Below are 13,133 nucleotides of genomic sequence, written 5' to 3'. Positions count from 1 at the left end.
GGTTGCCCAGCGCTCTGACCGCGTCCTCCCCCGCATCCCTCTCACCCCCGAGGCCCGCTCATGACTCACCTCCCGTATCACCGCGTGGACGGTCCGGCCGCCGCGCCCGTGCTTCTGCTCGGGCCGTCGCTCGGCACGTCGCTGGCTGTCTGGGACGCGCAGATTCCGGTCCTCGCGCGGCACTTCCGGGTGGTGCGGTGGGATCTGCCGGGGCACGGGGGGTCCGCCGCCGGTCTGCTGCCGGTGGGCGGCACGGTGGGCGACCTCGGGCGGCTGGCGCTGGGGGTGGCGGACGCGGTCGGGGCCGGCACGTTCGGGTACGCGGGGATCTCGCTCGGCGGGGCCGTCGGCGCGTGGGTGGCCGCACACCACCCCGAGCGGGTCTCCCGGCTCGCCCTGGTCTGCTCCTCGGCGCGCTTCGGTCCGCCGGACGGGTGGCGTGTGCGGGCGGCGGCGGCCCGCGCGGACGGCACCGGGCACCTCGCGTACTCCGCGCCCGCGCGATGGTTCACGCCCGCCTATGCCGAGGCCGCGCCGCCCGCGCTGCACGCCCTCCTGGCGGATCAGCGGCGCGCCGACCCCGAGGCGTATGCCCGCTGCTGCGAGGCGCTGGCCGAGGCCGACCTCCGCGCCGACCTCGCCCTGATCACGGCACCCACCCTGGTCCTGGCGGGCCGCGAGGACGTCGCCACGCCGCCCGCCGACCACGCCCGCCCCCTCGCCGACGGCATCCGCGACGCCCAGCTCACCGAGATCCCCCGCGCCGCGCACCTCGCGAACGTGGAGCGGCCGGACGCCGTATCGACCGCCCTCTTGGCCCACTTCGCGCCGCCGTCGGCGTCCGCCGCCACCGGCACCGCCGTCCGCCGCGCGGTCCTCGGCGACGAGCACGTCGACCGCGCCATCGCCCGTACGACCCCCTTCACCGCACGCTTCCAGGACTTCATCACCCGGTACGCGTGGGGCGAGATCTGGACCGGCGACACCCTCGACCGCCGCACTCGCAGTTCCATCACCCTCACGGCCCTCGTCGCGGGCGGCCATCAGGACGAACTCGCCCTGCACGTCCGCGCCGCCCTCCGCAACGGGCTGACGCCCGAGGAGATCGCCGAGGTCATCCTCCAAGCGGCCGTCTACTGCGGTGTGCCCGCCGCCAACTCCGCCTTCGCGGTGGCGGACCGCGTGCTCACCGAACTGGGCCTGGGCGGCCCGGAGTAGGGCCCCGCCCGCCCCGGTCAGCGCCATCGGAGCGCGGGCGGCGGGCGCGGAGACAGTCGGCGGGCGGGACCGGCCGGCCGGCGGGTTGCCGGTTGGAAAGACGATCAGCGTCGAGGAAGCGACTCTCCCGGGAAGCTGTCGGGCCGACCCCGCCCGGCACCATGCTGCTGCACCTATGCCGCTATTGCAACTCTCTCGCAATAAGGTCATAGGGTGGGTCGCGGCACGTATTCTCACTCTGTCGAAAGGGGCCGTGCCTGATGGGCACCTACGCGCTTCCTGACATGCCGTACGACTACTCCGCTCTGGAACCGGCCATCACCGGCGAAATCCTGGAGCTGCACCACGCCAAGCACCACGCCGCCTACGTCAAGGGCGCCAACGACACGCTGGAGCAGATCGCCGAGGCCCGCGAGAAGGAGCAGCTCGCCCCGGCCCGGCTCGTGGGCCTGGAGAAGACCTTCGCCTTCAACCTCTCCGGCCACGTCCTGCACTCGATCTTCTGGGAGAACCTGTCCCCCGACGGCGGCGACCGCCCCGACGGCGCGCTGGCCACCGCCATCGAGGAGCACCTCGGCGGATTCGAGGCGTTCAAGAAGCACCTCACCGCGGCCACCGCGTCCGTCCAGGGCTCCGGCTGGGGCGTCCTGGCCTGGGAACCGCTCGGCAAGCGGCTGATCGTGGAACAGGTCTACGACCACCACGGCAACGTCGGCCACGGCGCCACCCCGCTGCTGGTCTTCGACGCCTGGGAGCACGCCTACTACCTCCAGTACAAGAACGTCCGCCCCGACTACGTCACCAAGCTCTGGGACCTCGTCAACTGGACCGACGTCAGCGCCCGTTACGCCAAGGCCACCACCGCCTGACCCGCACAACACGCCGGACGCCGTACATCCGGACACCACAGGGGCACCGCCGGTCGCGGCGGTGCCCCCGGCCGCTCCCCTGTCGTTCCTCCACCGTTCCCCCGCGGACAGGAACTGCCGCGCGCGCTCCCGTCGTCTCCCCTGACACGTCGCGACGCACGCGGCCGACGGGCGGCAACAGGGGGGCGGCACGGTGGAGTTCACCAGGAGCGGGCGGCTTCGCCGGAGCGGCGGACGCTGGGTGGGATGGGGGGTGCTGGCGGCGGTCGGCGCCGTCGTATGGGCGGTGCTCGCGCGCGGCGACTCCCGGCAGACGGCGTATATCGCCCTGCTCCTGGCGGTGTTGTCCATCCTCGCGGGCGCGCGGTCCCTGCGGAGGGCGAGCCGGCCGTTCCGGCTGCGGGTGGACGAGTACGGGATCACCCTCGATGAGCACCGGCTGGGCTGGGGTGAGATCGAAGGGGTCGGGCTGCGCTACGGACCGGCGGACAGCGACTCGACGCCCCCCGACCCCGAACTCTTCGTCTATCCGGCGGCCGGTGTCACCCTTCCCGGGCCGCGGGTCCGCTCACTCCCCGACGGCCGCCGAGGCTACCCGCTGATCGACGGCGGCGAGGTCGACCAGGGGCTGGGCGTGCTGATCGACACGCTGAAGCGGTACGCGGGGACCCGCTTCGAAGGCGCGCCGTATCAGTACCGCCCGGCCGTGGCCCCGGGCGCGGCGGCGCCGCTCGTACCCGGCTTCGGCCCGATCGCGGACGCGCCGGGAGTCGGCGCCTTCGGTCCGGCCGACGAGGGGCCGGGGAAGGAAGGGCGTGCGTTCGCGCCCCGGTGGACGGCGGGCGGTCCACTGGCGCTGGCGCTCGCCCTCACCGCCGTGGGCGCGCTGGCCACGCTCCGGATGGTCTCCGGCGGACCCGTCGGGGGCGCTCAACAGGCCGTCGTCCTGGGGCCGTTGGCCGGGCTCGGCGGTCTGTACGGCAGCGGCTGGCTCTTCTTGCGGTGGCTGCGTCCGCTGCGCCTGCGGATCGGCCCCGAGGGCATCGCGATGCGCGACTTCGCCGCCACCGAACTCGTCTTCCGCTGGGACCAGATCGCCGCGGTCACCGTCGGCCCACGCCCGTACACCTCGGAAAAGCACTCGTGGCTGCTGGTCTGGCCGGTCCCCGGGGAGAGGTTCGCCCTGCCGCGCACCCACGTGGTCGACGGCCACGAGACGTACGCCCTGGTGGCGCTGCGTCGCCTGCGCGATCCCGGCGAGGTCGAGCCGATCGTCAGGCACTTCGCCCGCCGCCGCTACGCGGAACCGGCCTGACCGCACCTGGTCACGGCGTACCGGCGCGTCCGGGATCGGGCCCGCCCATGCACCCCTTATTGAAAACGATACCCATCTCCATATAGTGTGGTGGCTCGCCCGTCCGCCCACCTCACGGAGAACCGTCATGGCCGTTCCCAAACGGAAGATGTCCCGCAGCAACACCCGGCACCGGCGCACCCAATGGAAGGCCGTAGCGCCGCAGTTGGTCCCCGTCACCATCGACGGCGTCGCGTATTCGGTCCCCCGGCGGCTCGCCAGGGCCTACGAGCGCGGCCTGCTCGACCCCGAGCGCTGACCCGGCGCCGCAGCCGGAGAACCCGGAATCCGCAGCCGACGACTCACGACGAGGACACCTCCATGAAGCCCGACATCCATCCCCCGTACGGCCCGGTCGTCTTCCGCGACAAGGCCGCCGACTTCGCCTTCCTCACCCGCTCCACCGCCACCAGCGACACGACGGTGGTCTGGGAGGACGGCCTGACCTACCCCGTCATCGACGTGGAGATCTCCTCGCACAGCCACCCCTTCTACACCGGCACCGCCCGCGTCCTGGACACCGCGGGCCGCGTCGAGCGCTTCGAGCGCCGTTACGCGCGGCGGGGTCCGCGATGACGCCGGGGTACGACCGGCTGCCGGTCGTCGTGGTGGCCGGTATGCACGGCGAGGCGCGCCGCACGGTCGTCGGGCAGTTGCTGTCGATGGTCCCCGACAGCGTCGCCCTGCACCACGACCTGTCGCAGGCCGCGATCCGCGGTGTCGTGCGCCGTACGGTGAGCGACGCCGACGGCCTCGTGTCCGAGGGCGAGACGCCGCTGGTCAACGACTGCGCGTGCTGCGCTCTGCGCGAGGACCTGGTGCCGGAGCTGGAGCGGCTGGCCGCGAGCGGTCTGACGCGGCTCGCGGTGGTGGAGTTGTGGGACTCCGTCGAGCCGCAGGGGATGGCCGAGATCATCGCCGAACTGGGCTCCGGCTTCCTGGAGTTGGCCAGCGTCATGACGGCGCTCGACCCTGCTCTCGTCCTGCCCTGTCTGGCCAACGGCGACGACCTCGGCGACGCGGGCCTCGCCGTGGCGCCGCAGGACCGGCGCACGGTCGGCGACACCTGGGCACGCCAGTTGGAGTACGCGCCCGTGCTGGTCGTCGTCCAGGACGAGGAGCCGACCGACGAGGAGCGCGCCCTGTTGCGTCAACTCCACCCGACAGCCCGGCAGGTGGCGGCGGGCACCACCGAACTGGCCAGGACGGCCTTCGCCGGTTTCGACGTCGCCGGCGCCGCCGCCGCGCAGCACCCCGCCTGCTCACGGCTGCCGCAGGAAGCGGAGGAGGCCGGGGTCGGCACCCTGGTGTGGCGCAGGCGCCGCCCCTTCCACCCCGGCCGGCTGTACGCGGCGCTGGAGGATCTGGTCTGCGCCGCCGCGCGCAGCCGTGGCCGCTTCTGGCTCGCGGACCGGCCCGACACGCTCCTGGCGTGGGACGCGGCCGGTGGGGCCCTGTGCGTGGAGAGCGTCGGCCCGTGGCTGGCGTCGCTGCCGGACGCGGCCTGGGCGCTGGAGTCCCCGGTCCGTACGGCCGCCGCGGCCCTCGACTGGGACCCGGAGCACGGCGACCGCTGCCAGCATCTGGTCTTCACCTCTCCCGGCCTCGACCGGTCGGGACTCGAAGACCTCCTGGACTCCTGCCTGTTGACCGACGCCGAGTACGCGGCCGGCCGCGCCGGATGGCGGACCCTCCCCGCCGCCTTCGACGACCTGCTCTCCCCGCTGTCCTGAGACGCCCTCTCCCCCGGCCGAAGCGGCCGGGACCCGAACCGACCGAGGAAGTGCCGCCATGCCCCGCCGCCCCGATCCCCGCAAGGCCCCCAAGCCCCGGCCCAACCCGCTGGACGCGGCGAAGATCGAGTACATCGACTACAAGGACACCGATCTGCTGCGCAGGTTCATCTCCGACCGGGGCAAGATCCGCAGCCGCCGCGTCACCCGGATCAGCGCGCGGCAGCAGCGCCAGGTCACCCGGGCGGTCAAGAACGCCCGCGAGATGGCCCTGCTCCCCTACGCCTCGACTCCGCCGAAGGGGAGCGCTTCCCCGCGCTAGGTGTATCGCCCTGTGAGGTTCAGAGCGTGGCGGACGCGTCGCCGATCGCCTGGTCGAGGATGGCCAGGCCGAGGGAGAGTTCGTCCTCGGTGGCGGTCAGGGGCGGGGCGATGCGGAAGACCCCTCCCATGCCCGGGAGTTGGACGATGTTCATGTGCAGGCCGAGTTCGAGGCAGCGGCGGGTGACGCGTGCGCCCAGCTCGTCGGAGCTCTGCTTCGTGTCGCGGTCGACGACGAGTTCGAGTCCGGTCAGCAGGCCGCGGCCCCTGATGTCGCCGACCACGGTGTGGTGTTCGGCGATCTCGGCAAGGCCGTCGCGGAGGAACGCGCCGAGCGCGCGGGCGCGTTCGTCGAGCTGGTCGGCGATCAGGACATCGAGGACGGTGTTGCCGACGGCCGCCACGAGCGGGTCGGCGGCGTGCGTGGTGAAGAAGAGGAACCCGCGGTCGTACGCCTCCTGTTCGATCGCGGCGCTGGTCACGACGGCCGCCAGCGGCAGTCCCGCGCCGAGCGTCTTGGACAGGGTGAGGATGTCGGGGACGATGCCGTCGCGCTCGAACGCGTACCACGTTCCGGTGCGGCACAGGCCGGTCTGGGCCTCGTCCAGGATCAGCAGCATCCCGCGCTCACGGCACTTGTCGCGCAGGGCCGCGAAGTAGCCGGGCGGCGGCTCGATGACACCGCCCGAGCTGAGGATCGGCTCGACCAGGCACGCGGCCAGGCTGCCGGTTGACTGCGCGTCGATCAGGTCGAAGGCGAAGTCGAGTTGGCGGCGCCAGTCGAGCGCGCCGTCGGGCGTGGTGAAGTCGGGCCGGTACGCGTTCGGTACCGGGATGGCGAAGTTGCCGGGCGCGGCCGGGCCGTACCCCTTGCGGCCCGCGCTGTACGTGGCGGACGCCGCCGCCTGCGTCATGCCGTGCCAGGAGCGGGCGAAGGAGACGATCTCGTGCCTGCCGGTGACGAGTTTCGCCATCCGGATCGCGGCCTCGTTGGACTCGGCGCCGGTCGTCAGCAGCAGCACCTTGTCCAGGGGCGTGGGCAGGGTGTCGGACAGCCGCCGGGCGAGGTCGACGACCGGTCGGCTGAGCATGCCGCTGTAGAGGTGGTCGAGGTTCGCGATCTGCCGCCGGACGGTCGCGACGATCGCCGGGTGCGAGTGGCCGAGGATCGCGCTCATCTGGCCGGAGGTGAAGTCCAGGATCTTCCGGCCGTCGGCGGCGTACACGAAGCTTCCGGCGGCGCGTTCGATGATCTCGGGGGTGAACTCGGGGCCGTAGCGCACGAGATGCCGTTCGGCGTCGGCCCAGAAGCTCTCGGCGGACGGCGGGGCGGACGTGACGGTCGCGGGGCCGGTGATCCCGCCGGGGGTCGTACCCGCGGTCGTACCGGAGAAGGCGCCGGTTGAGGTGCCGGTTGAGGTGTCAGTAGGGGACGTGGGGGTGCCAGTGCGGGAAGCAGCCATGTTCTCGACGGTAGGCGGCCCGCGAGCGTCACGTCCATCGCACATTTCCGGCTGTCCTGTTCGGTGAATCCGCACAAGAATGACCCCATGATGAATCCCTGGCGGCTGCGGCTGCTCACCCAGCTCGACACGCTCGGCACCATCCGGGCCGTGGCGCAGGCCGCCAGCCTGAGCCCGTCGAGCGTGTCGCAGCAGCTCGCCGTGCTGGAGACCGAGACCCGTACGCAACTACTGGAACGCACCGGGCGCCGGGTGCGGCTGACCTCGGCCGGGCTGATCCTCGCCCGGCGGGCGCGCGCCGTCCTCGACCACATGGACAGCGTCGAGGCGGAGCTGCACGGTTTCGGCGAGGAGCCGGCCGGACTCGTACGCCTCGGCGCGTTCCAGAGCGCGATCCACACCATGGCCGTGCCGGTCGTGACCCGGCTGGCCCGCGAACACCCGCGCCTCGACGTCGAGTTGCTGCAACTGGAGCCGCACGAGAGCATGCCGGCGCTGCGGGGCGGCGACGCGGACATCATCATCACCACCACCGACTTCGACGAGCTGCCCCTGGGCCCCGACCTCGACCTCGTCCCGCTGGCCAGGGACCCGATCCTGCTGGTCGTACCGCCGGAGCACCCCGCGGCCGGACGCGGCGCCGCTGACCTCGCGGCGTACGCGGACGAGCCGTGGTCCTTGGACATGCCGCAGTCGTACATGGCCGGGCTGGCCCTGCGGCTGTGCCGCCAGGCCCAGTTCGAGCCGCGCGTGGTCTGCCGCTTCAGCAACTACATGATGACGCTCCAGCACGTCGAGGCCGGGCTCTCCATCACCCTCCTCCCCGGCCTGACCGTGGCCCACAGCCGCTACCGCGTCGCCACCCGCGAGCTCGCGACCCCCGTCTCCCGCACCATCACCGCCGCGATCCGCCGCGGCTCCCCGCCCCGCGCGGCCGTCCACGTCGTTCTCGACGCCCTGCGCCAGATCACGGACCTCCCCCTGCCGTCACCTCTGTCCGGCTCCGTGGCCGGGCCGCCGGGCGCAGACCGCTCGCACATCGGCGAGGCTCCCCAGCGCCGCGACCGGTAGCTCCACCGTTCACGCCCTAAGGGCTGTCCCGTCATCCGCGGTGGATCAGCGTGCGGCGTCAGATGCGGTGCATCGCAAGGCGGAGGGTCGTCCTCATACCGGGTTGTATTCGGACGAGCCCGCCAACGCCGCGAGGTGCCGTAGCTGTCGTCGCACGCCCGCCGGGGATTACGGGACAGCCCTTAGCATCTGTTCCGCCCGCAGGGCCCGTCGACCGCCGCCAACCCGAGGTGTCCTCCATGACGCAGCTCGTCCGTCACGTCGTACGCGACCAGGTCGCGACGATCACTCTCGACTCGCCGCACAACCGCAACGCGCTCTCCTCCCGGCTGGTCGCGGAACTGACCGAGGCCCTGGAAGCCTCGGGCGCCGACGCCGACGTGCGCGCGGTCGTCCTCACCCACACCGGGCGTACGTTCTGCGCGGGCGCCGACCTGTCGGAGGCGGGCGGCGGCTCGATGACGGCTGCGACGCAGGCGATCGTCTCGCTGCTCGGCCTGATCGTGGAGCTGCCCAAGCCGGTGATCGCGCGGGTCACCGGGCACGTACGGGCCGGTGGGATGGGCATCGTCGGCGCGTGCGACATCGCGGTGGCCGACGAGGGCGCGTCCTTCGCCTTCACCGAGGCGCGAATCGGCGTCACACCCGCGATCATCTCGCTGTGCACGCTGGACGTCATGGAACCGCGCGCGGGCGCCCGCTACTACCTGACCGGCGAGACCTTCGACGCGGAGCGCGCCGCGCAGATCGGTCTGCTCACCTCGGCGACCCCGGCCGACGGGATCGACGCCGTCGTCACCCGGTTCACCGCCGCCGTCCGCGAGACCTCGCCGCAGGGTTCCGCCGAGACGAAGAAGTTGCTGACGGCGGACCGGCGCCGACGGATCGCCGCGGACGCGAGCGACCTCACCGCGCTGTCGGCGCGGCTGTTCGCCAGCGAGGAGGCGCGGGAGGGCATCCGCGCGTTCATGGAGCGCCGCCCGCCCCGGTGGCGCGCCGCCGGGTGACTCCACGCGGTACGGCCACGGGACCGCCGGGGCGTGGCCAGTGGCCCGGCGCCGACCTGCGCGTCCGCCGCTGGCTGCCGCTGCCGCTGCCGCCGGCTGCCGCTACGCCGACACGTCACCGATCGGCGCGGGCGGCGATCGAGCGGGCGCGCAGATGGACGGGGCGGTCGACCATGTGGCCGTCGACGAGCGTGACGTCGTCCTCGGTGGTGAGCTCGAGGACCCGCAGGGCCCAGGCCAGTTCGTCCGGGTCGGGGGCGAGGGCCTCGTGGACGGCGGGTACTTGGGCGGGGTGGACGCACAGCTTGCCGGTGAAACCGCTGTCGAGGGACGCACGGGCTTGGACCAACACCGTTTCGCGGTCGCGGACTTCGGTGCAGACGCCGTCCACGGGGGCGGGCAGTCCCGCGGCGGCCGAGGCGGCGACCAGGGCGAATCTGGCGGGGACGAGCCGCGCGGTGTCGTCGGGCCGCAGCCCCAACTGGGCGCAGAGGTCGAGGTGTCCGAAGACCAGGCGGACGACGCCGGGCGCCGCCGCGATCAGCCGGGCGTCGAGGACACCGACCGCCGTCTCGATCAGCGGGAGCACGGCGGAGCCGGGCGGCAGGGCGGCCAGGACCGCCGCGACCGTGGCCGCGTCCTCGGCTTTGGGGACGAGGACCGCGACGGGTGCGCCCACCGCGCCGAGCGCCGCCAGATCCGCCGAACCACGCGGTGTGCGGGGGTCGTTGACGCGGATCACCACGGCGGGTGCCCGGCCCAGCAGCGCCGTCGCGTGGGTCAGCGCGGCCTCCTTCGCGTCGGGCGGCACCGCGTCCTCCAGGTCGACCACCACCGCGTCCGCGCCGCTGGCGAGCGCCCGGTCGAACCGTTCGGGCCGGTCGCCCGGCACGAACAGGAAGGACCGGGCGCGGCCCAGCGCGTCCGCGACACCCGTACGGTCGCCTCCGCCGTACGGGCCGGCGCTCTCGGTGTCCTCGGAAGGTGCCATGGCTGACCCGCTCTCCTTCGATGGTGCCCGGTGGCGACTTCGATACTGCCCGGCGGCGACGGTGCGGCCAGCTCAGCCGGCGGCGGGTGCGGCGTCCCGCACGGTCATCCGTACGCAGCAACGCCCTTGCGACCAGGACTCGATGGCCAGGGCGCCGTCCTCCCGCCCGGCCGAGCCGACGGTGACCTCCTGGCCCGCGTAAGCCGTCGAGGTCAGCCGGTAGGTGAGGTGCGCCGGCGCGGCGCCGAGGCGGCGCCGGGCGTGTTCGGCGCACCAGAGGGCGAGCAGCGGGCCGTGGACGACGAGGCCGGGGTGGTGCTCGACCTCGCGGGCGTACGGGGCGTCGTAGTGGATGCGGTGCAGGTTGTAGGTGAGCGCGCTGTACGCGAACAGGTAGCGCTCGTCGGGGACATGGGCGGCCGAAGGGGTGACCGGGGACACCGCGGACACCGCGCTGCCGGTGGTGGCGGCGGGCGGACCGATGTCGGCCGCGCGGCGGTAGACGATGTCGCGCCGCTCCCTGATCCGGTCCTCGCCCGCGACCGACCAGACGTGCTCCTCGGTGACCAGCAGCAGCACGCCGGAGCGGCCCTCGCGCACCCGGACGTCGGCGACGCGGCTGCGCCGGGCGACGCGGTCGCCGACCCGCAGCGGCGCGACGACCTCCACCGTGCCGCCGCCGAACATCCGCCGCCGGTCGGCCAGCGGCGGCAGCAGCGCCCCGCCCTTGGGGTGTCCGTCGGCGCCGATCCGCTCGATCCCGACGGCGTCGCGCAGCAGCACCTCGTGCCAGAGCGGCGGCAGTTCGCCGCCCTCCCCGGGGGCAGGCACGTCCAACAGCGCGGCGAGCTTGTCGGTGGTCCCCCGCTCCACCGCGCCGCTGACCTGCGCGGGCTCCGGTCGCCAGGTGGCGGCGACCTTCTCGAATTCGGCGGCGGTCAACGGCCTCTCCCGCCCACGACCGGGCCGCGTACCCGCACGCTCGACGCCATGGCCACCGACCTTTCCTATATGATTTTCACAGATCGTACATGATGTAGAGTGAACGCCGTCCCAGCAGGGGAAACCGTCGGAGAACCCGGCAGGGAATCAGCGCAGAGAGTGGGTGCGGCCGGTGACGGACGGGCGCCGGAGGTCCGACGACGTCGCCTCGTACGTACGCGATCTGATCGTCTCGGGCGGGGTCGCGCCGGGTGAGTTCCTGCGGCTCGAACCGCTCGCCCAGCGGCTGGGCCTGAGCGTCACGCCGGTGCGCGAGGCGATGGGTCTGCTGCGCGGCGAGGGATTCGTGGAACTGGAGCCGAACCGAGGCTTCTTCGTACTGCCGCTGTCCCGCTCGGACATCGAGGACATCTACCGGGTGCACGCGTTCGTCTCGGGTGAACTCGCCGCGCTCGCCAGCCGTCGCCTCACCGCGGAGGCGCTGGACGGGCTCGTGGCGCTCCAGGAGGAGCTCATCGCGGCGCACCGGGCAGGCGACGCCGCGCGGGTGGAACAGCTCAACCACTTCTTCCACCGCGAGATCAACCGGGCCGCGGGCTCCCCGCGCCTGCTGTGGTTCCTGCGGACCGCGTCGCGTTACGCGCCCCGGATGTTCTTCTCCGGCGTCGACGGCTGGACGCAGGCGTCCGCGCACGACCACGAGGCGATCCTGACCGCGCTGGCGGACCACGATCCGGACGCGGCCCGTGCGGCGATGGCCGACCATGTCCGGCACGCGGGCGAACTGCTGGCCCGACACCACGAGAGCCGCTGACGCGGGCCCGACTCCGCTACGGGCAGCCGGTGTCGCACTCCTCGCCGACAGAGCGGGGGCGTCAGGCCGCGGCCTCGCGCACGTCGACCCGGTTGAGCGCGGCTTCGACACCCCAGCCGCACGCGATGCGGTGGCGCCTGCGACCGCTCCGGCGCCGAGCACCTGACGGACATCGGCGGAAGGCCCGCCCCACGTCCGCCCCGCGTCCCCGCCGCGTCCGCCCCACGTCCGCCCCGCGTCCCCGCCGCGTCCGCCCCACGTCCGCGCCGCGTGACGTCGTACGGCCCCCGAACCCTCCGCCCGGGGCGCCACCCGGCCGGTAATCTCCCAGCCATGGGAGAGCATCGCGGGCGCTCCGCGCGTCTGGTGCCGGGAATCCTGGCCGTCCTTCAAGCGCTCTGGTGGGCTGTGGCCGCACTGGGACGGGACGCGTCGCCCGGCCAGACCCGTACGGTGCTGGCCGCGGTGGCCGTCGCGGTCGCCTTCGGTGCGATGGCGCTCCGGCGTACCGCCCCGGCCGCGGCACTGGCCGCCGCGGTCGCCGCCGTCGTGGGCGCGGATGTCTCGCGGGTCCTGGCCTGGGCGCCGGTGACCGTGGCGGCGGTGCTCGTGGCGCTGTACTCGCTGGCCCTGCGCCGTACCGCGGGCGCGTCGGCGCTCGGGGCGCTCCTCGCCGCCCTGACCGTCGGCTGCCTCGTCCTGTGGCACGGCGCGGAACCCCGGATCGTGGCGGCAGGCGCCCTGCTGGCCTGTGCGGGCGCGGCGGCCGTGTGGGTACGGGGCCGGTCCCGCCGGTGGCGCAGGGCTCTCGGTTCCGCGCGGGAGGAGTACGCCCTGCGAGTCCCGGACCTGCTCCGGCACACCGCGCGCGGCGAACGCCGGGGTTTCGCAGCCGAGTTGCACGACGTGGTGGCGCACCGGCTGACGGGTGTCACGGTGTCGGCCGCCGCCGCGCTGCGGCTCGGACGTGAGGACCTGACGAAGGAGGCCACCCGGCACGCGGGCCACGAGGGGCGGTTGGCGCTCCTCGAACTCGACGCGCTGGCCGACGCGCTCGCGGTGCCCCGCCGCCTGGAGGAGGTCGACGCGCTGGTGGCGGCCTTCCCCGGCGTCCGCTACACCCGCACGGTCGCCGCCCTGGAACCCGTGGCGGAGCCCGCCGCGGCCTCGCTGGCCTTCCGCGTCGTCCGCGAGGCGCTGACGAACACCGTCCGGTACGCGGCCGGAGCGGCGGTGGAGGTGCGGCTGACCGCCGAGCGGGGCGACCTCGTCGTCCAGGTGCACGACAGCGGCGGCGCGCTCGCGGTCGCCGGCCTCGGCAGCGGCAGCGGCCTGACCGCGCTGGCCGAG

General features: G+C 73.7%; 14 protein-coding genes. 11 read left to right on the top strand and 3 right to left on the bottom strand.

The window, feature by feature from the left end; all coding sequences use genetic code 11:
* Nucleotides 1-60: 60 nt before the first annotated feature.
* The 7 genes from pcaC (at nt 61) to rpsR (ending at nt 5,496) form a co-directional block, all read left to right on the top strand.
* Nucleotides 61-1,218, top strand: a complete 1,158-nt coding sequence (pcaC, locus tag BGM09_RS09010) for a 4-carboxymuconolactone decarboxylase (protein ID WP_188280946.1) — start codon at nt 61-63, stop codon at nt 1,216-1,218.
* Nucleotides 1,219-1,478: 260 nt separating this feature from the next.
* Nucleotides 1,479-2,087 carry a superoxide dismutase gene (locus BGM09_RS09005; RefSeq protein WP_188280945.1) on the top strand — a complete coding sequence of 203 codons (609 nt, stop codon included), beginning with the start codon at nt 1,479-1,481 and terminating at the stop codon, nt 2,085-2,087.
* A gap of 241 nt (nt 2,088-2,328) precedes the next feature.
* Nucleotides 2,329-3,402, top strand: coding sequence for a hypothetical protein (locus BGM09_RS09000; protein WP_188280944.1), 1,074 nt, complete (start codon nt 2,329-2,331; stop codon nt 3,400-3,402).
* A gap of 127 nt (nt 3,403-3,529) precedes the next feature.
* Complete coding sequence (rpmF, locus tag BGM09_RS08995; protein WP_188280943.1) at nt 3,530-3,700, top strand: 50S ribosomal protein L32; 171 nt, start codon at nt 3,530-3,532, stop codon at nt 3,698-3,700.
* Nucleotides 3,701-3,762: 62 nt separating this feature from the next.
* Nucleotides 3,763-4,017: a type B 50S ribosomal protein L31 gene (locus BGM09_RS08990; RefSeq protein ID WP_188280942.1), complete on the top strand. Its 255-nt coding sequence runs from the start codon at nt 3,763-3,765 to the stop codon at nt 4,015-4,017.
* Nucleotides 4,014-5,174 carry a CobW family GTP-binding protein gene (locus BGM09_RS08985; protein WP_188280941.1) on the top strand — a complete coding sequence of 387 codons (1,161 nt, stop codon included), beginning with the start codon at nt 4,014-4,016 and terminating at the stop codon, nt 5,172-5,174. The genes BGM09_RS08990 and BGM09_RS08985 overlap by 4 nt, the downstream gene beginning before the upstream one ends.
* Before the next feature lie 58 nt (nt 5,175-5,232).
* Nucleotides 5,233-5,496, top strand: coding sequence for a 30S ribosomal protein S18 (gene rpsR, locus BGM09_RS08980; RefSeq protein ID WP_188280940.1), 264 nt, complete (start codon nt 5,233-5,235; stop codon nt 5,494-5,496).
* A 19-nt stretch (nt 5,497-5,515) separates the two neighbouring features.
* Here the strand turns inward: rpsR and BGM09_RS08975 are convergent, their stop codons facing one another.
* Nucleotides 5,516-6,958 (bottom strand): aspartate aminotransferase family protein, encoded by a 1,443-nt coding sequence (locus BGM09_RS08975; RefSeq protein ID WP_188280939.1) that lies wholly within the window; start codon nt 6,956-6,958, stop codon nt 5,516-5,518.
* An 87-nt stretch (nt 6,959-7,045) separates the two neighbouring features.
* On the opposite strand from BGM09_RS08975, the gene BGM09_RS08970 reads away from it, so the two are divergent.
* Entirely contained in the window at nt 7,046-8,029 is a 984-nt protein-coding gene (locus BGM09_RS08970; RefSeq protein ID WP_188280938.1) for a LysR substrate-binding domain-containing protein, read from the top strand.
* 239 nt (nt 8,030-8,268) lie between these two features.
* Complete coding sequence (locus BGM09_RS08965) at nt 8,269-9,036, top strand: enoyl-CoA hydratase family protein (protein WP_188280937.1); 768 nt, start codon at nt 8,269-8,271, stop codon at nt 9,034-9,036.
* Between the two features lie 115 nt (nt 9,037-9,151).
* On the opposite strand, the gene BGM09_RS08960 is transcribed toward BGM09_RS08965, so the two are convergent.
* Together BGM09_RS08960 and BGM09_RS08955 are read right to left on the bottom strand one after the other, a co-directional pair.
* Nucleotides 9,152-10,027, bottom strand: a complete 876-nt coding sequence (locus BGM09_RS08960; protein WP_188280936.1) for an HpcH/HpaI aldolase/citrate lyase family protein — start codon at nt 10,025-10,027, stop codon at nt 9,152-9,154.
* Between the two features lie 72 nt (nt 10,028-10,099).
* A complete protein-coding gene (locus BGM09_RS08955; RefSeq protein WP_188280935.1) occupies nt 10,100-10,969 on the bottom strand; it encodes a MaoC family dehydratase N-terminal domain-containing protein in 870 nt (289 codons plus the stop codon).
* A 172-nt stretch (nt 10,970-11,141) separates the two neighbouring features.
* Here BGM09_RS08955 and BGM09_RS08950 point away from each other — a divergent pair, with 172 nt between their 5' ends.
* Together BGM09_RS08950 and BGM09_RS08945 are read left to right on the top strand one after the other, a co-directional pair.
* Nucleotides 11,142-11,783 carry a GntR family transcriptional regulator gene (locus BGM09_RS08950; protein WP_317452601.1) on the top strand — a complete coding sequence of 214 codons (642 nt, stop codon included), beginning with the start codon at nt 11,142-11,144 and terminating at the stop codon, nt 11,781-11,783.
* A 333-nt stretch (nt 11,784-12,116) separates the two neighbouring features.
* A partial coding sequence (locus BGM09_RS08945) for a sensor histidine kinase (protein WP_223186540.1) occupies nt 12,117-13,133 on the top strand: 1,017 nt, incomplete at its 3' end.

The sequence above is a fragment of the Streptomyces sp. CBMA29 genome (genome assembly GCF_014596445.1).
Taxonomy (GTDB): Bacteria; Actinomycetota; Actinomycetes; order Streptomycetales; family Streptomycetaceae; genus Actinacidiphila.
The sequence above is the reverse complement of the archived record's forward strand: the minus strand, read 5'-3'. Positions and strand labels throughout refer to the sequence as shown.